Genomic DNA, 15,732 nt, shown 5'->3' on the forward strand with positions numbered 1-15,732 from the left:
GCGGAAAACGCGCAGATACTTTCCGCGCCCTGGGAACTCGGAAGCCGACGGGATGCTGGTGGAGCATGTCGGGTGTCTGCGTACCGGGGGTGATGTACATGCCGCCCGAGGGATCCGGGCCGTCGGGTCTGACGCCGGAGGCCGAGGCCCGGTTGCGGGTCAGCGAGACGATGGCCGCCGCCGTGCGGGACGCCGGGGAACCCCGGGCGGTGCCAGGCGCGCTGTGCGCGGCGTGCGTGCGGCTGCTGCCGGTCACCGGGGCCTCGGTGTCGATCTCCGGCGGCAAGGGCGTCCGCGTGACCTGGTGTGCCAGCGACCGGGTCGCCGCCCGGATGGCCGAGCTGCAGTACACCGTGGGCGACGGCCCCTGCCAGAGCGCGCTGGACGAGGGCGCCCCGGTCCTCGCCGCCGACCTGACCGAGGGCCCCGCCTCCCGCCGCTGGCCGATCTTCGCGCACGAGGCGGTCGGCCTCGGAGTCCGCGCGGTGTTCTCACTGCCGCTCGGCCCCAGCGGCGCCACCGTGGGCACGCTCGACCTGTACTGCGACCGGGTGGGCGGCCTCGCGGTACTGGACCTGCGCACCGCGCTGTGCGTGCGGGACGCGGTCACCGTCGCGCTGATGAACCTCCAGACAGGCGACCACGCCCGGAACGGCGCCGCGGGAGGCGACACGGAGGAGCGGGTGGCGTCCTGGGTCGCGGCCTCGGAGGCCGACCACACCGAGGTCTACCAGGCGGTCGGCATGCTGATGGTGCAGCTGGACGTGGACCCCGAGCAGGCCCTGGACCGGTTGCGGGGCCGCGCGTACGCCGACGGCCGCACGGTCAGCCAGCTGGCCCGGGACGTCCTGTCCCGCCGGCTGAGCTTCTGGTCCGAGGCGTACGGCGGCGACGCCGGACGCTGATACCGGCCGCGTTCGGCCGAGCGGCGCCGGGCGCGCGGTTCCCGTCGGCCCGGGCCCCTCACGCCTCCAGCGGTATCGGATGCACCTCGTCCGCCGGGTGCCCCGCCCGTTCGTGGACGCGCTGGACGGCCTCGGCCGAGGGCGCCTCGGACAGGCAGTAGACGACGCCGGACACCGGGTCCGCCCAGGCGTGCTCGAAGTGCACGGACTCGTCCTTCTCGATGGCGAGGTCGGCCTGGTGCGCCTCCGCCAGCTGGTCGGCCGTGATGCCCCGCATACCGCGGTGGATGTCCATGAACCTGGCCATGGCCAAGCTCCTTCCCGCAGGTCCTACCCGCACGTCCATGCTGCGCCCCGCGGGAGGGATGGGCATCCGGTACGACGAGATGGGCATCCGGTACGGCGAAGAGCCGGCGGGAGACGTGCTCCCACCGGCCCCGGGGTGTCGTTCAGCCGCACTGGCAGGGATTGCCCGACTGGCACCCGCAGCCGCAGCCCGAGCCGCAGCCGCACGCGCCGAACAGCGGCAGGCTCCTGATCTCGGCGGGCTGCTCGGTCTCTCGGTCCTGCGTGGGGTCGGGCGTGGTGCCGGGGGATTCGGCCATGGGTCCCTCCTAGACCTAGGGGCAGGGATGCCCTCGCCCATTTCATGCCCGTTCGGCCGGGCGCATCAACGGCGCACGGAGGCGCCCGGCCGTGCGGCGTCCCGCTCCCCGCAGGGGTTACGCGCCGTCGACGCCCGTCACCGGCTTGATGTCCGACTGCAGCTCGTCCGCGTGCTCGCCGGTGACCAGATAGACCACGCGCTTGGCGACGGCCACGGCGTGGTCGGCGTACCGCTCGTAGTAACGGCCCAGCAGGGTGACGTCGACGGCCGTCTCGATGCCGTGCTTCCAGCGGTCGTCGATCAGGTGCTGGAAGAGCGTGCGGTGCAGCAGGTCCATCTCGTCGTCGTCCTGCTCCAGCTGGAGCGCGAGGTCGACGTCCTTGGTGATGATCACCTCGGCCGCCTTGGCCATCAGGCGCTGGGCGAGCTGGCCCATCTCCAGGATGGTGGCGTGCAGGTCCTGCGGGACCGCGCGCGACGGGAAGCGCAGCCGCGCGAGCTTCGCCACGTGCTGGGCGAGGTCGCCGGAGCGCTCCAGGTCGGCGGACATGCGCAGCGAGGTGACGACTATGCGCAGGTCCGTCGCCACCGGCTGCTGCCGGGCCAGCAGGGCTATCGCCCGGGCCTCCAGGTCGTGCTGGAGCTCGTCGACCCTCTGGTCGGCCTCGATCACACTCTCGGCCAGCTTCAGATCGGCGTCGAGGATGGCGGTCGTGGCGCGTCCGATCGCCGATCCGACCAGCCGGGCCATCTCCACCAGTCCGTCGCCGATCGAGTCCAGTTCCTCGTGGTACGCGTCCCGCATCAGGGTTCCCTCTCGTGCGTCATCGTTCGGGGGGTCGTTCGGGGTTCGGGAGGGGCCGTCACGTCACGCGTGCGCCCCCGGCGAAACCGGCGGTACGAACCCCACGCTGCCACGCTGTGCCCCCTACGCGTCTGTTTCCGCCACCCCAAATGAATCAATGCTGGCTCCAAGGTGAACTCTGGGCGACGAGTGTTCGAGGTCGCACCCGGACGGCTGTGGGCATCTCGCACGGCATGCCTAACCTTGAGGCATGGACGTGAACGCGGCGGTCGCCGCAGCGGCAGCGATCGCCGGGGTGCTCACCGGTGTCATCGCCATGCTGGCGTTCCGCTGGAGCGAACGCGACCAGAAGCGACCCACCAGGACTTCTTTGCACACCGATCCCGTACTCCCGCCCGGCGTGGACACCGTGCTGTCGGTGCTGCGCTCCTCCGCCGTGGTCCTCGACGAGGCCGACGCCGTGGTCAAGGCGAGCTCCGCCGCCTACGCCCTCGGGCTGGTGCGCGGCGGCAAGCTCGCCGTGGAGCCGATGCTCCAGATGACCCGGGACACCCGAAGGGACGGGGAGATACGCCAGGTCGAGCTGGATCTTCCCCGGCGCGGCACCGGACGCGGCGACGCCCTCGCCGTCTCCGCCCGCGTGGCCCCGCTCGGCTCCCGCCTGGTCCTGCTGCTGGTCGAGGATCTGACCGAGGCCCGCAGGATCGAGGCCGTACGACGCGACTTCGTGGCGAACGTCAGCCATGAGCTGAAGACGCCCGTCGGCGCGCTCTCCCTCCTCTCCGAGGCCGTCATGGACGCCTCCGACGACCCCGAGGCCGTACAGCGCTTCGCCGGCCGTATGCAGATCGAGGCGACCCGCCTGACCAACCTGGTCCAGGAGCTGATCGATCTCTCCCGGGTGCAGAACGACGACCCGCTGGAGGACGCCGAGCCCGTCCGGGTGGACGAGCTGGTCGCCGAGGCCATCGACCGCTGCCGCCACCAGGCGGGCACGAAGCAGATCACCATGGCCGCCGGCGGTACGGCCGACCTGCACGTCTGGGGCAACCGGGGCCAGCTGGCCGCGGCCCTCGGAAACCTCGTCGAGAACGCCGTGAACTACTCCCCGGCCCGCACCCGCGTCGGCATTGCCGCCCGCCGGATCAACGCCCTGGGCGGCGACATGATCGAACTCGCGGTCACCGACCAGGGCATCGGCATCTCCGACAAGGACAAGGAGCGCATCTTCGAGCGCTTCTACCGCGTCGACCCCGCCCGCTCCCGGGCCACCGGGGGCACCGGTCTGGGTCTCGCGATCGTCAAGCACGTGGTCGCCTCGCACGGCGGGGAGGTCACGGTCTGGAGCGCCGAGGGCCAGGGCTCCACTTTCACCCTCAGACTGCCGGAGGCGGCCGCGGCACGCGACCGCGCGCACCAGCACCCCGACCTCGAGGACGAGGCCGGGCCCTCCGAACCATCCCCGTACGAACCGCTTCCCGCCCCGGAGGTCCTTCCGTGACCCGAGTGCTCGTCGTCGAGGACGAGGAGTCCTTCTCCGACGCCCTGTCGTACATGCTCCGCAAGGAGGGCTTCGAGGTCGCCGTCGCGGCGACCGGCCCCGACGGTCTGGACGAGTTCGAGCGTAACGGCGCCGACCTGGTCCTGCTCGACCTGATGCTGCCGGGCCTGCCCGGCACCGAGGTCTGCCGCCAGCTGCGCGGCCGCTCCAACGTCCCCGTGATCATGGTGACCGCGAAGGACAGCGAGATCGACAAGGTCGTCGGTCTCGAGATAGGAGCCGATGACTACGTCACCAAGCCCTTCTCCTCCCGCGAGCTGGTCGCCCGCATCCGCGCGGTGCTGCGCCGCCGGGGCGAGCCGGAGGAGGTCACCCCGGCCGCGCTGGAGGCGGGCCCCGTCCGCATGGACGTCGACCGTCACGTGGTCACCGTCGGCGGCTCCAAGGTCGACCTGCCGCTGAAGGAGTTCGACCTCCTGGAGATGCTGCTGCGCAACGCGGGCCGCGTGCTCACCCGCATGCAGCTCATCGACCGCGTCTGGGGCGCCGACTACGTGGGCGACACCAAGACCCTCGACGTCCACGTCAAGCGCCTGCGCGCCAAGATCGAGCCGGACCCGGGCGCGCCGCGGTACCTGGTGACGGTGCGGGGGCTGGGTTACAAGTTCGAGCCGTAAACCGCCGTCGCCATCAGGCGTACGCCGAAGGGCGGCACCCCCACTGCGGGGTGCCGCCCTTCGGCGTACGTGCGGCCGGTCAGTGGCCGGCGGCCGACTGCGAGGCCGAGTCGCTCGGGGTGACGGAGGAACCCGAGGCGGAGCCGGACGGGGCCGGCTTGCCGCCCTTCTGCGGCTTGCCGCTGCTGGACGCGCCCGCGCCCGGCGCGCCGGAGCCGGAAGCCGAGGCGGACGCCGACGCGGAGGCGGACGCCGGGGCGGACGGGATCTGGGAGGGGCCCCACTTGTCGAAGTAGCTGGTGGCCGGGACCACGAAGCCGCTCAGGGTGACCTTGCCCGTCTTGCTGAAGGTGAAGGTGATCTTCTGGACGTTGCCGTCCTGGACGGCCTCCCGGCCGCCGGGCAGCGACGCGGAGGCGTTGCCCTTGCCGCCGAGGATCAGCGAGCCGCCCGGCGGAACGGTCAGGCTCCCGCCCTTGGCCGGCTTCAGGTCGGCGGACGTGCCGGTGCCTTCCAGGGTGACCGACTGGAGGGTCTCGGGGCTGTTGCCGGAGTTGAACACGGTCGCGGAGATCACCGCGGGACCCGTCGACTTCCGGTCGGGCTGGGTGATGACCAGGGCGTTCTGGATCTTGATGTTGCCTACACTGGTCGCCGCGTTGTCCGGCTTGATCTCCAGGGTCTGCGAGTTGTTGCCGGCGCCACAGGCGGCGAGCGAGGCGAGCGAGAAAACGATGGCGGAGGCGGCGAGGGCGCCGCGTCGAAGGCTGCTGCTCACGGCGGCGGCAACTCCTTGAACGCGCGGGCGGCTCCCCTTATAAAGCCACCCTAAGTGTCTGTCAGCGGCCTTAGGTTACCGAGCCGTTCCCGCGCCACCGCACCCGACCCTCCCCCAAGCCCCGGGCTTCCCTCCAGGTGGGGGTACCCGCCGGGACGCAGGTGACTCCCCGGCCACATTGCGGATCTGCTCGTCTGTCATTCACATAACGCGACGGCGCGCACCTCTCATCACCCCTCGCGAATTTTCCGTGGAGGAATGCGCGCCCCTCCCGATATCGATCACGGAGCACCCCTTCGGGGACCGTTGATCAATTCCGGATTCGTCTCACAGCCACCTCCGGTCACCGAACGGAGTAGCGGAAGTCGTACGCTTGGGACCGGACAAATCGGGATGTTCCGCCACTTGGAACGAGCTCTCGGAGTGTGTAGCGTACGAGTTTCCCCTTGCCTGGAGAGCCCCTCCGACCTGCGAATACCCGCTTCCGCAGGCTCCTCACAGCACGTTCCGGTTGCTGTTGTCAAGCCCCGAGATATGCCCTGACCTGCGAAAACGCCATTCAGAAGACGCCGTATCCGTGTTACCCTGGATAGCCACGGAAGGGGTACCTGTCACATGACGTTCAAGGTTGGCGACACCGTGGTCTATCCCCATCACGGGGCCGCGCTGATCGAGGCCATCGAAACTCGCCAGATCAAAGGCGTGGACAAGACCTACTTGGTGCTGAAGGTTGCCCAGGGTGACCTGACGGTACGTGTGCCAGCGGACAATGCGGAGTTCGTCGGCGTGCGTGATGTGGTCGGTCAGGATGGACTGGACCGGGTCTTCGAGGTGCTGCGCGCGCCGTACGCCGAGGAGCCCACCAACTGGTCCCGTCGCTACAAGGCAAACCTGGAGAAGCTCGCCTCCGGCGATGTCATCAAGGTCGCCGAGGTCGTGCGCGACCTGTGGCGTCGCGAGCGCGAGCGCGGACTGTCCGCCGGTGAGAAGCGCATGCTCGCCAAGGCCCGCCAGATCCTGGTGAGCGAGCTGGCTCTCGCGGAGAACACGAACGAGGACAAGGCAGAGGCCCTGCTCGACGAGGTGCTCGCCTCCTGACGCGCAGCGGCAGCGAACCCTCGCTTCCGGCACGCTCAGCACAGTAAATGCCGCGGTGCCCGATGACACTGATCCTGTCGCCGGGCGCTGCGGCATGTTCGTCCCCGCAGTTCCCCGCCGGGGTGTTCCTCGGGGAATCCTGCGGATCGACCCCCTGATACTTGATGTGCCGGGCCCGGGCGGTCGGCTCGACCAGGGTCACGGAAAGGGTCCGGTCAAGGCGTCGCGCCCGGCACTCCTCCAGGCCATACCCACGTAGGTCGAGCACACAAACCTGACAGGATCCGATGTCTGACGAATCACGTTCCACGCCCGTGCAGACCCCCGTCGCCGCCGTGATTCCCGCCGCCGGCCGGGGCGTGCGCCTCGGTCCGGGCGCCCCCAAGGCGCTGCGCGCGCTGAACGGCACGCCCATGCTCATCCACGCGGTCCGCGCCCTCGCCGCGTCCCGGCATGTCTCGCTCGTCGTCGTCGTGGCCCCGCCGGACGGCGCCGCGGAGGTCAAGTCCCTGCTCGACGCGCACGCGCTGCCCGACCGCACGGACTTCCTGGTGGTGCCCGGCGGGGAGTCCCGCCAGGAGTCGGTCCGGCTCGGCCTGGACGCGCTGCCGCCGCAGCACGGCATCGTCCTGGTGCACGACGCGGCCCGCCCGCTCGTCCCGGTCGACACGGTCGACGCGGTCATCGAGGCCGTACGGGACGGCGCCCCCGCCGTGGTGCCCGCGCTGCCGCTGGCCGACACGGTCAAGGAGGTCGAGCCCGCGGCCGTCGCCGGTGACCCGGAGCCGGTCGTCGCCACCCCGGAGCGGGCCCGGCTGCGTGCGGTCCAGACCCCGCAGGGCTTCGACCGCGCCACCCTGGTCCGCGCCCACGAGACCGTCACCGGGAACGTCACCGACGACGCGGGCATGGTGGAGCAGCTGGGGCTGACGGTCGTGGCCGTTCCCGGTCACGAGGAGGCGTTCAAGGTCACCCGTCCCCTGGACCTGGTCCTCGCCGAGGCGGTCCTGGCCCGCAGGAGGCTGAACGATGGCTTCTGAGCTTCCCTTCGCGCTTCCCCGGGTCGGCATCGGCACCGACATCCACGCCTTCGAGGAGGGCCGCGAGCTGTGGTGCGCGGGCCTGAGGTGGGAGGGGGAGGGGACCGGTCTGGCCGGGCACTCCGACGCCGACGTCGTCGCCCACGCGGCCTGCAACGCGCTCTTCTCCGCCGCCGGGCTCGGTGACCTGGGACAGCACTTCGGCACCGGCCGCCCGCAGTGGTCCGGAGCCTCCGGGGTCACCCTGCTCACCGAGGCGGCCCGGATCGTGCGCGAGGCGGGCTTCGCCATCGGCAACGTCGCCGTCCAGGTGGTCGGCCCCCGCCCGAAGATCGGCAAGCGCCGCGACGAGGCGCAGAAGATCCTCTCCGAGGCGGCCGGCGCCCCGGTGTCCGTCTCCGGAGCGACGACCGACGGCCTCGGCTTCCCGGGCCGTGAGGAGGGGCTGATGGCGGTGGCCACGGCACTCGTGGTGCGGGTGAGCTGAGCGCGTGCGAGGGTACCCGGAGAGTCACCGCTGATCGGCCTCCGGGAGGTACCCGTGTCCACTGCTCTGCCCGACCGAGTGAAGTCCCTGCTCGACGACAAGGTGTTCATCGTCGTCGGCACCATCCAGCCCGACGGCAGCCCGCAGATGTCCCCGGTGTGGGTGAAGCGCGACGGCGACGACGTCCTGTTCTCCACCACGATGGGCCGCCGCAAGGAGAAGAACCTGCGGCGGGACCCGCGGGTGACGGTGGTCGTCATGAACCCCGAGCAGCCGTACGAGTACGCCGAGATCCGCGGCACCGCCGAGCTGACGACGGAGGGCGGCGCGGAACTCATCGACGAGCTGAGCCGCAAGTACACGGGCAAGGACTACGCGGACTTCAACCCGGCGTCGGCGCAGGACGCCCAGCGCGTGGTGGTGCGCATCCGGCCGCAGAAGGTCGTCGGCATGATGTGAGGCGCCCTCCCCGGCGGTACGGCGCATGGCACTGCCCGCCGCCCACTACCCTGGAGGGGTGAGTATTCGCCTGTACGACACCAGCGCCCGGCAGATCCGTGACTTCGCCCCGCTCAAGCCGGGCTGTGTCTCGATCTACCTGTGTGGCGCCACCGTGCAGGCGGCACCCCATATCGGCCACATCCGATCGGGCCTCAACTTCGACATCATGCGCCGCTGGTTCGAGTACCGCGGCTACGAGGTGACGTTCATCCGCAACGTCACCGACATCGACGACAAGATCATCGCCAAGAGCCGCGAGCAGAACCGGCCCTGGTGGTCGATCGGATACGCGAACGAGCGCGCGTTCAACGAGGGTTACGACGCCCTCGGCTGCCTGCCGCCGACGTACGAGCCGCGCGCCACCGGCCACATCACCGAGATGATCGAGATGATGCAGGGCCTCATCGAGCGCGGGCACGCCTACGAGGCCGACGGCAACGTCTACTTCGACGTGCGCTCCTTCCCCGGCTACCTCCAGCTGTCCCGGCAGGAGCTGGACAACCTGCTCCAGCCGTCCGGCGAGGGCGAGACCGGCAAGCGGGACCCGCGCGACTTCGCCATGTGGAAGGCGGCGAAGCCGGGCGAGCCGACCTGGCCGACCCCGTGGGGCCCCGGCCGCCCCGGCTGGCACCTGGAGTGCTCGGCGATGGCCCACAAGTACCTGGGCACCGCCTTCGACATCCACGGCGGCGGCCTGGACCTGATCTTCCCGCACCACGAGAACGAGATCGCCCAGGCCAGGGCCTTCGGCGACGACTTCGCCCAGTACTGGGTGCACAACGCCTGGGTGACCATGGCCGGCGACAAGATGTCCAAGTCGCTCGGCAACAGCGTCCTGGTCGGCGAGATGGTCAAGCAGTGGCGCCCGATCGTCCTGCGCTACTACCTGGGCACCCCGCACTACCGCTCGATGATCGAGTTCAGCGAGGAGTCGCTGCGCGAGGCCGAGTCCGCGTTCGCCCGGATCGAGGGCTTCGTCCAGCGGGTCACCGAGCTGGCCGGGAAGACCGTGGAGCCGGCCGCCGAGGTGCCGCCCGCCTTCGCCGAGGCGATGGACGACGACCTGGGCGTCCCGCAGGCCCTCGCCGTCGTGCACACCACCGTCCGGCAGGGCAACAGCGCGCTCGCCGCCGACGACAAGGACGCGGCCGTCGCCCGGCTCGCCGAGGTGCGGGCCATGCTCGGCGTCCTCGGTCTCGACCCGCTCGACCCGCACTGGGCCGGCGACACCGGCGACCATGGCGAGGACCTGCACGGAGTGGTCGACAGCCTCGTCCGCCTGGTGCTGGACCAGCGCGAGTCGGCCCGGGCCCGCAAGGACTGGGCCACCGCCGACGCCATCCGCGACCAGCTGGGCCAGGCGGGTCTGGTCATCGAGGACAGCCCCCAGGGGCCCCGGTGGAGTCTCGGCCCGCGCTGAGCACCGGCGCTTGATCGATTGTGCCGCCCGGCCCTCCGGGCGGCACACTGCATAGACGTACGCATCCGCACGCACCACAGAGACAGGTAGGTCATGGCCGCGAACAACCGTCGCATGTCCGGCAAGAAGGGCGCGCAGGTCGGCAGTGGCGGCCAGCGGCGCAAGGGCCTGGAGGGCAGGGGGCCGACCCCGCCGGCCGAGATGCGCAAGGGCCACAAGAAGAACCGCGTCGCCAACGCCAAGGCGAAGCAGGCCGTGCGCCGCCCCGTGGCCCGCGGCCGCGGCGGCAAGTCCGCCTCCGAGCTGGTCGTCGGCCGTAACCCGGTGGTCGAGGCACTCCGCGAGGGCGTCCCCGCCTCGACCCTCTACGTCCAGCAGTTCATCGACAACGACGAGCGCGTCCGCGAGGCCCTCCAGCTCGCCGCCGAGCGCGGCGGCATCAACCTCATGGAGGCCCCGCGCCCCGAGCTGGACCGCATGACGAACGGCCTCAACCACCAGGGCCTGGTCCTGCAGGTCCCGCCGTACGAGTACGCGCACCCGGAGGACCTGCTCGACGCCGCGGCCGACGAGGGCGACGCCCCGCTGGTGGTCGCCCTCGACGGCGTGACCGACCCGCGCAACCTGGGCGCCGTCGTCCGCTCGGTCTCCGCCTTCGGCGGCCACGGCGTGGTCGTCCCCGAGCGCCGCTCGGCCGGCATGACCGCCGGTGCCTGGAAGACCTCCGCCGGTACGGCCGCCCGCACGCCGGTCGCCCGCGCCACGAACCTCACCCGGGTCCTGGAGGCCTACAAGAAGGCCGGGCTCACGGTGGTCGGCCTGGCGGCGGACGGCGAGGTGGAACTTGGCGACCTGGAGGCCCTGGGCGGCCCCGTCGTCATCGTCGTCGGCAGTGAGGGCAAGGGTCTGTCCCGCCTGGTCGGCGAGACGTGCGACCACCGGGTCCGCATCCCCATGCCGGGCGGCGCCGAGTCGCTCAACGCCGGTGTGGCCGCCGGTGTCGTGCTGTACGAGGCGTCACGCAGGCGGAGCTGAACCGGAGCTGAACAAGGATCCGGACGGGACTGAACACCCGTCCGGAACTTCACCCTCGCGGGGTAATCGAGGCGCCCATATGGCGCTCGGAACGGGTTTGACGGAGTCCGGACACATCCGGCCGGTCAAAGCAGTGTCCTAACGCCACGTCACTCGGTTAGATGAGTGTGGACACCAGAACACCCCGCACACCCACGGGGGACCGCTCGTCGGGATTCGACGACGCTCCCGCGCTGAGCATGGTGAAGGTGCCGAGCGATCCGGCGCAGGTCATCGTCAACCACGCCAGTTTCCGCGTGCAGCTGGGCGCGGCGGCCAGGGGCACCCAATCCCCGCGGATCTCCCGGCACCTGAGCGCCGGCCAGAACACCGCCCGGACGCCCGTCGTGGGCACGGCGGGCCGGGCGGCCGCCGCCGGCCGCCGCCGTCCCGTCGTGTGGAGCGGCAAGTCCGCCCCCGACGACACCGGCGCCCACCGGCTCCTCCAGGCCGTGCGGGGCAGCAGCGTCCGCCACGCCGACGAGCCCGAGGCCGGCGCCACCCAGGTCATCCCGCGGGTCCAGACGGGCTACGCCGACACCTACGACACACTCGACCAGACCGTCGAGACCCCGGTCGTGGGCCACCAGCGCACCGCCCCGGACGCCGCCGGCACCCGCCTGCTACCGCACATGCGCACGGTCACCGGCGCCTACGACGACCCGTCCCGCACCGACGCCGGCTACGAGCCGTACGACTCCTACCCGGCCGATCCCGGCACCGAGCCGGAGACCGACGAACCGCGGGCCGCCAGGCGCCAGGGCGACGACCCGGCCCGGCACGCCTACTACCCGGGCCGCCGGATGAACCTCGGCGTCGTCCTGCTCCCGCTGCGCATCTTCCTCGGCTTCATCTCCATCTACGCCGGCATGGGCAAGCTGTGCGACCCCGTCTACTTCGACGGCGGCAAGCGCGGCTCCATGGTCAAGTGGCTGAACACCCTGCACCCCTGGGACGTCGCCGAGCCGCTGCGCCAGTTCGCCCTGCAGCACCCGGTCGGCTCCGGCCTGGTCATCGCCTTCCTCCAGGTCGTCGTCGGTGTCCTGACCATCCTGGGCTGCTGGCAGCGCGTGGCCGCGGTCTTCGGCGCCCTGCTCTCGGCCGCCCTGATCGTCACCGTCAGCTGGAAGACGGTCCCGGCCTACGACGCCCCGGACATCATCTACCTCGCCGCCTGGTCGCCGCTGGTCATCGCCGGCGCTCCCGTCTACTCCGTGGACGGCCGCCTCGCGGGCGGCGCCTGGCGCCGGCTCGGTCCCCGCTCCGACCTGTGGGAGCTGCGCCGCTACGTCCTGCGCCGCGGCGCGCTGATCACCGCCGTCACGGTCGGCCTGACCCTGCTCGTCGGCTCCCTGCTGGGCGGCGCGGTCCGTGACTCCAGCCGCGTGGTCGTCCCCGGCCCCGGCGAGGCGCCCCGCAACCAGCTCCCCGGCTCCCCGCTGCCGCAGCAGCCCGGCAAGCGGCACAAGAAGGCCCCGGCGGCCTCCGCCTCGCCGACGGGCGGCGCCACGGCCGGCGCGAGCCCCTCCGGGGCGGCGACGACCCCGGGCGCGAGCCGCAGCACCGGCGCCACCGTCACGACACCCAGCCAGACGCAGGGCACCACGGGCCAGGTCCCGCCCCGGCAGACCGCCCCCACGGGCGGCGTCCCGAGCACGACGGCGGGTCCGACGAGCACGGGCGGCACGAGTACCTCCGGCGGCGGCGGTACGACGTCGACGGGCGGTACCACCGGCTCGGGCGGCACCTCCTCCTCCGGCCAGCCGGGCCTGGTGGGCGGCCTGCTGGGCTAGCCGACCGGCACGCGAAGGGCCCCGTACCCGGGAAGGTACGGGGCCTTTTCGCGGCGTGTGCTCCGCGGGGCGCGGGGGCTGGGCCGGCGGCAGCCGCGACGCGCCCGCGCCCCGATCACCGTCCCGCGCTTTTGGATCACCGTCCCGGAGCCGCCAGCTCCTTGGCCGCTTCCGTCAGGTCCTTGGCCGTGTCGATGGCCCGCCAGTACGCCCCCTGCGGAAGGGGGAACCCGGCGAGCTTCCTCTCCCGGGCCAGCCGCGGAAACGTCGTCCGCTCGTGATCCCCGCGCTCGGGCAGCAGGGAGGCGAACCCGGGCGAGAACACGTACACGCCCGCGTTGATCTCGAACGTCGACAGCGGTGCCTCGATGAAGTCGGTGATGTGCCCGAACCCGTCGGTGCGCACCGCTCCCCAGGGGATCCGCGGGCGGGCCAGCGCCAGGGTCGCGACCGCGTCCCGCTCGGTGTGGAAGTCGGCCATGTCCCGCAGGGAGAACCGCGTCCAGATGTCGCCGTTCGTGGCGTACCAGGGCCGCTCGGGATGGGGCAGATGGGCAGCCGCGTACCGCAGGCCGCCGCCGCGGCCGAGGGGCTCGGTCTCCACGACCGTGGTGACGGAGACCGGCAGGTCGGCCGAGCCCAGCCATTTCTGCAGGACGTCGGCGAGGTGGCCGCAGGAGACCACCACGTCCGTCACGCCTTCCTCGGCGAGCCAGTTCAGCTGGTGGCCGATGATCGGAGTGCCCGTGCCGGGGATCTCCACCATCGGCTTGGGCCGGTCGTCGGTGTACGGACGCAGCCGGGAGCCCTGGCCACCGGCCAGGACCACGGCTTGAGTGGGGCGCAACGCGGCGTTCGGATGGGTCATGACGGCACTGTACGTGGCGCCCCACCGCTGTGCGTCGGCGGCGGCTCCCGCGCGGAGCCGCCGCCGGCCTCCCGGCCCGGCCGGGCTCAGCCGCGCGCGGCGAGGACGCCCGAGGCGAAGGCGGTGTCGCACACCGGGCGGGCGTACGACTGGGCGCGCGAGACGCCGTACATGCGCACCGCGGCCGTACCGAGGGCACGGGCGATGGAGGAGCAGTGCCGGGCCAGCGCGGGGTGTCCGTTGACGGCCCGCTGGAGGTGGGTGAGCACCACCCCCGGGTCCTTGTCCTGCAGTTCGGTCATCAGCTGGTCGCGGAGCACGTCCTGCGGGGCGCGGGCGGCGGCCCTGGCGGGCAGCTCCGACGAGACGTCGGAGGCGGTCAGCACCGAGCCGGAGGGGTTACCCGTCCAGTTGACCCGGGTGACGGCGAGGGTCCCGGAGAGCACCAGGACGACGGGCAGGACGAGGGCGAGAGTGCGGCCGATCCGGCGGGCAGGGCCGCCCCGGTGGCCGCGTCGCGTCTGTGGGGTGGTGGAGTGCTTCACGCGTGTGAGGGTAGCGCCCGGTAACGACCCGAAGACAATGCGTCACCCTTATGGGGGATGAGATCGCACCTCTTTCTGGGTAATGGGTTGACGGCCACCGCCCGAAACGATTGCTGTGCCGGGGTATCGGCACCCCATGCGAAGGGCCCCGCGGTCAGACCGCGGGGCCCTGTCGTCGGGCGGGTGGGGCGGGTCAGTCGGACAGCCGCTCGCCCGTGGACGTGGAGAACACGTGGATCTCGCCCGGCCGCGGCACGACGTGCAGCGTGGAGCCCTTCTCCGGCACGGCGCGGCTGCTGACGCGGACCACCAGGTCCCTGCGCTCGCCGCCGACCTCCACGGTGCCGTAGACGTAGCCGTCGGCGCCGGTCTCCTCGACGACGTTCACCGAGACGGCGAGGCCGGCCGGGGCGTCGGCGGCGTCCTTCGTCAGGGACGCGGCGGCGCCGCCGCCCAGTTCGACCACGTCGAAGTGCTCGGGGCGGACGCCGACGGTCACCGTGCGGTCACCCTTGTCGGCGGCGGCCTTCAGGGCCTCCCGGTTGACGGGGACGACACTGTTGCCGAACTTCACCCCGCCGTCGGTGATCGGGACCTCGATCAGGTTCATGGCGGGGGAGCCGATGAAGCCGGCGACGAAGAGGTTCGCGGGCTTGTCGTACATGTTCCGCGGCGAGTCGACCTGCTGGAGCAGGCCGTCCTTCAGCACGGCCACCCGGTCGCCCATCGTCATGGCCTCGACCTGGTCGTGGGTGACGTAGACGGTGGTGATGCCGAGACGGCGCTGCAGGGACGCGATCTGCGTACGCGTCGACACACGGAGCTTGGCGTCCAGGTTGGACAGCGGCTCGTCCATGAGGAAGACCTGCGGCTCACGCACGATCGCGCGGCCCATCGCGACGCGCTGGCGCTGACCGCCGGAGAGCGCCTTCGGCTTGCGGTCGAGGTACTCGGTGAGGTCGAGGATCTTCGCGGCCTCCTCGACCTTCTGCCGGATCTCCGCCTTGTTGACGCCGGCGATCTTGAGCGCGAAGCCCATGTTGTCGGCGACCGACATGTGCGGGTAGAGCGCGTAGTTCTGGAACACCATGGCGATGTCCCGGTCCTTGGGCGGCAGGTGCGTGACGTCGCGGTCACCGATGCGGATGGCGCCGCCGTTGACGTCCTCCAGGCCCGCGAGCATCCGCAGGGAGGTGGACTTTCCGCAACCGGACGGGCCGACCAGGACGAGGAACTCGCCGTCCTCGATCGCGATGTCGAGCGAGTCGACGGCGGGCTTGGTGGAACCCGGATAGATCCGGGTCGCCTTGTCGAACGTGACAGTGGCCATGGTGATGGGCCCCCTTCTACCGGCAGGAACGTGCCGGACGATCCGTTGTAGGAAGGTGGTTGGTGTAGTCCACGTGAGTGAACTGGGCGTGACGGTACCCGGCGTTCACCTGCTCTGTCAGTACCCGGGCCGCGGTGAACTTCGCGGAAATTCTCGCCGGTGCACCCGGCGGACCTGGGTACACTGCACGAGCACCTGGTGCACGCCTCCTTAGCTCAGCTGGTCAGAGCGCCGCTCTTGTAAAGCGAAGGTCGTCGGTTCGAATCCGACAGGGGGCTCTTCTCACACCGCTCCGGCCTGGGA

Annotated in this window: 17 protein-coding genes and 1 tRNA gene; 11 read left to right on the top strand and 7 right to left on the bottom strand. The window is 71.5% G+C overall.

From position 1 onward, the window contains the following. Positions 1 to 65: 65 nt before the first annotated feature. Entirely contained in the window at positions 66 to 905 is an 840-nt protein-coding gene (locus AB0B40_RS09710; RefSeq protein WP_345051443.1) for a GAF and ANTAR domain-containing protein, read from the top strand. A gap of 58 nt (positions 906 to 963) precedes the next feature. On the opposite strand, the gene AB0B40_RS09715 is transcribed toward AB0B40_RS09710, so the two are convergent. The 3 genes from AB0B40_RS09715 to phoU all read right to left on the bottom strand — a co-directional run bounded on the left by AB0B40_RS09715 (position 964) and on the right by phoU (position 2,317). Further along, a complete protein-coding gene (locus AB0B40_RS09715; protein ID WP_345051440.1) occupies positions 964 to 1,212 on the bottom strand; it encodes an SCO4226 family nickel-binding protein in 249 nt (82 codons plus the stop codon). Positions 1,213 to 1,354: 142 nt separating this feature from the next. Continuing rightward, positions 1,355 to 1,510, bottom strand: a complete 156-nt coding sequence (locus AB0B40_RS09720; RefSeq protein ID WP_345051437.1) for a hypothetical protein — start codon at positions 1,508 to 1,510, stop codon at positions 1,355 to 1,357. Between the two features lie 117 nt (positions 1,511 to 1,627). Next, positions 1,628 to 2,317: a phosphate signaling complex protein PhoU gene (gene phoU / locus AB0B40_RS09725; protein ID WP_345051435.1), complete on the bottom strand. Its 690-nt coding sequence runs from the start codon at positions 2,315 to 2,317 to the stop codon at positions 1,628 to 1,630. Positions 2,318 to 2,567: 250 nt separating this feature from the next. Between phoU and AB0B40_RS09730 the strand changes: the two genes are divergently transcribed. Further along, positions 2,568 to 3,818 carry an ATP-binding protein gene (locus tag AB0B40_RS09730; RefSeq protein WP_345051433.1) on the top strand — a complete coding sequence of 417 codons (1,251 nt, stop codon included), beginning with the start codon at positions 2,568 to 2,570 and terminating at the stop codon, positions 3,816 to 3,818. Continuing rightward, entirely contained in the window at positions 3,815 to 4,495 is a 681-nt protein-coding gene (locus tag AB0B40_RS09735) for a response regulator transcription factor (protein ID WP_014673455.1), read from the top strand. Before AB0B40_RS09730 ends, AB0B40_RS09735 begins: the two co-directional genes overlap by 4 nt. A gap of 79 nt (positions 4,496 to 4,574) precedes the next feature. Here the strand turns inward: AB0B40_RS09735 and AB0B40_RS09740 are convergent, their stop codons facing one another. Beyond that, positions 4,575 to 5,273, bottom strand: a complete 699-nt coding sequence (locus tag AB0B40_RS09740) for a DUF461 domain-containing protein (RefSeq protein ID WP_345051430.1) — start codon at positions 5,271 to 5,273, stop codon at positions 4,575 to 4,577. A gap of 615 nt (positions 5,274 to 5,888) precedes the next feature. Here AB0B40_RS09740 and AB0B40_RS09745 point away from each other — a divergent pair. The 7 genes from AB0B40_RS09745 to AB0B40_RS09775 all read left to right on the top strand — a co-directional run bounded on the left by AB0B40_RS09745 (position 5,889) and on the right by AB0B40_RS09775 (position 12,686). Next, the gene (locus AB0B40_RS09745; RefSeq protein ID WP_003953493.1) at positions 5,889 to 6,371 is read left to right on the top strand and encodes a CarD family transcriptional regulator; all 483 of its coding nucleotides are present in this window, start codon (positions 5,889 to 5,891) and stop codon (positions 6,369 to 6,371) included. A gap of 287 nt (positions 6,372 to 6,658) precedes the next feature. Then, on the top strand, positions 6,659 to 7,411 hold the full coding sequence (ispD, locus tag AB0B40_RS09750; protein ID WP_345051428.1) for a 2-C-methyl-D-erythritol 4-phosphate cytidylyltransferase: 753 nt from the start codon (positions 6,659 to 6,661) through the stop codon (positions 7,409 to 7,411). Further along, positions 7,401 to 7,898, top strand: coding sequence for a 2-C-methyl-D-erythritol 2,4-cyclodiphosphate synthase (ispF, locus tag AB0B40_RS09755; RefSeq protein ID WP_345051425.1), 498 nt, complete (start codon positions 7,401 to 7,403; stop codon positions 7,896 to 7,898). Before ispD ends, ispF begins: the two co-directional genes overlap by 11 nt. Positions 7,899 to 7,952: 54 nt before the next feature. Further along, positions 7,953 to 8,357: a PPOX class F420-dependent oxidoreductase gene (locus tag AB0B40_RS09760; RefSeq protein WP_345051422.1), complete on the top strand. Its 405-nt coding sequence runs from the start codon at positions 7,953 to 7,955 to the stop codon at positions 8,355 to 8,357. 58 nt (positions 8,358 to 8,415) lie between these two features. Next, complete coding sequence (gene cysS, locus AB0B40_RS09765) at positions 8,416 to 9,819, top strand: cysteine--tRNA ligase (protein ID WP_345051419.1); 1,404 nt, start codon at positions 8,416 to 8,418, stop codon at positions 9,817 to 9,819. A 93-nt stretch (positions 9,820 to 9,912) separates the two neighbouring features. After that, positions 9,913 to 10,854, top strand: coding sequence for a 23S rRNA (guanosine(2251)-2'-O)-methyltransferase RlmB (rlmB, locus tag AB0B40_RS09770; RefSeq protein WP_345051416.1), 942 nt, complete (start codon positions 9,913 to 9,915; stop codon positions 10,852 to 10,854). Between the two features lie 161 nt (positions 10,855 to 11,015). Then, positions 11,016 to 12,686 (top strand): DoxX family membrane protein, encoded by a 1,671-nt coding sequence (locus AB0B40_RS09775; RefSeq protein ID WP_345051413.1) that lies wholly within the window; start codon positions 11,016 to 11,018, stop codon positions 12,684 to 12,686. A 136-nt stretch (positions 12,687 to 12,822) separates the two neighbouring features. Here the strand turns inward: AB0B40_RS09775 and AB0B40_RS09780 are convergent, their stop codons facing one another. The 3 genes from AB0B40_RS09780 to msiK all read right to left on the bottom strand — a co-directional run bounded on the left by AB0B40_RS09780 (position 12,823) and on the right by msiK (position 15,429). Further along, positions 12,823 to 13,554, bottom strand: coding sequence for a nucleotidyltransferase family protein (locus tag AB0B40_RS09780; RefSeq protein ID WP_362263642.1), 732 nt, complete (start codon positions 13,552 to 13,554; stop codon positions 12,823 to 12,825). An 86-nt stretch (positions 13,555 to 13,640) separates the two neighbouring features. Continuing rightward, the gene (locus AB0B40_RS09785; protein ID WP_345051408.1) at positions 13,641 to 14,099 is read right to left on the bottom strand and encodes a hypothetical protein; all 459 of its coding nucleotides are present in this window, start codon (positions 14,097 to 14,099) and stop codon (positions 13,641 to 13,643) included. Between the two features lie 193 nt (positions 14,100 to 14,292). Then, entirely contained in the window at positions 14,293 to 15,429 is a 1,137-nt protein-coding gene (gene msiK / locus AB0B40_RS09790; RefSeq protein ID WP_345051405.1) for a diacetylchitobiose ABC transporter ATP-binding protein MsiK, read from the bottom strand. Between the two features lie 204 nt (positions 15,430 to 15,633). On the opposite strand from msiK, the gene AB0B40_RS09795 reads away from it, so the two are divergent. Continuing rightward, positions 15,634 to 15,707: transfer RNA gene (locus tag AB0B40_RS09795), tRNA-Thr, on the top strand. Positions 15,708 to 15,732: the final 25 nt, after the last annotated feature.

The sequence above is a fragment of the Streptomyces sp. NPDC042638 genome, assembly GCF_040647235.1.
Lineage (GTDB): Bacteria > Actinomycetota > Actinomycetes > Streptomycetales > Streptomycetaceae > Streptomyces > Streptomyces rameus.

What these genes read in the sequence shown, in the direction of transcription:
- AB0B40_RS09715 (WP_345051440.1), bottom strand. Translation starts at nt 1,212, where the DNA reads ATGGCCAGGTTCATGGACATCCACCGCGGTATGCGGGGCATCACGGCC.
- ispD (WP_345051428.1), top strand. Translation starts at nt 6,659, where the DNA reads ATGTCTGACGAATCACGTTCCACGCCCGTGCAGACCCCCGTCGCCGCC.
- rlmB (WP_345051416.1), top strand. Translation starts at nt 9,913, where the DNA reads ATGGCCGCGAACAACCGTCGCATGTCCGGCAAGAAGGGCGCGCAGGTC.
- AB0B40_RS09775 (WP_345051413.1), top strand. Translation starts at nt 11,016, where the DNA reads ATGAGTGTGGACACCAGAACACCCCGCACACCCACGGGGGACCGCTCG.
- AB0B40_RS09780 (WP_362263642.1), bottom strand. Translation starts at nt 13,554, where the DNA reads ATGACCCATCCGAACGCCGCGTTGCGCCCCACTCAAGCCGTGGTCCTG.
- AB0B40_RS09710 (WP_345051443.1), top strand. Translation starts at nt 66, where the DNA reads ATGTCGGGTGTCTGCGTACCGGGGGTGATGTACATGCCGCCCGAGGGA.
- AB0B40_RS09730 (WP_345051433.1), top strand. Translation starts at nt 2,568, where the DNA reads ATGGACGTGAACGCGGCGGTCGCCGCAGCGGCAGCGATCGCCGGGGTG.
- msiK (WP_345051405.1), bottom strand. Translation starts at nt 15,429, where the DNA reads ATGGCCACTGTCACGTTCGACAAGGCGACCCGGATCTATCCGGGTTCC.
- AB0B40_RS09720 (WP_345051437.1), bottom strand. Translation starts at nt 1,510, where the DNA reads ATGGCCGAATCCCCCGGCACCACGCCCGACCCCACGCAGGACCGAGAG.
- ispF (WP_345051425.1), top strand. Translation starts at nt 7,401, where the DNA reads ATGGCTTCTGAGCTTCCCTTCGCGCTTCCCCGGGTCGGCATCGGCACC.
- AB0B40_RS09745 (WP_003953493.1), top strand. Translation starts at nt 5,889, where the DNA reads ATGACGTTCAAGGTTGGCGACACCGTGGTCTATCCCCATCACGGGGCC.
- phoU (WP_345051435.1), bottom strand. Translation starts at nt 2,317, where the DNA reads ATGCGGGACGCGTACCACGAGGAACTGGACTCGATCGGCGACGGACTG.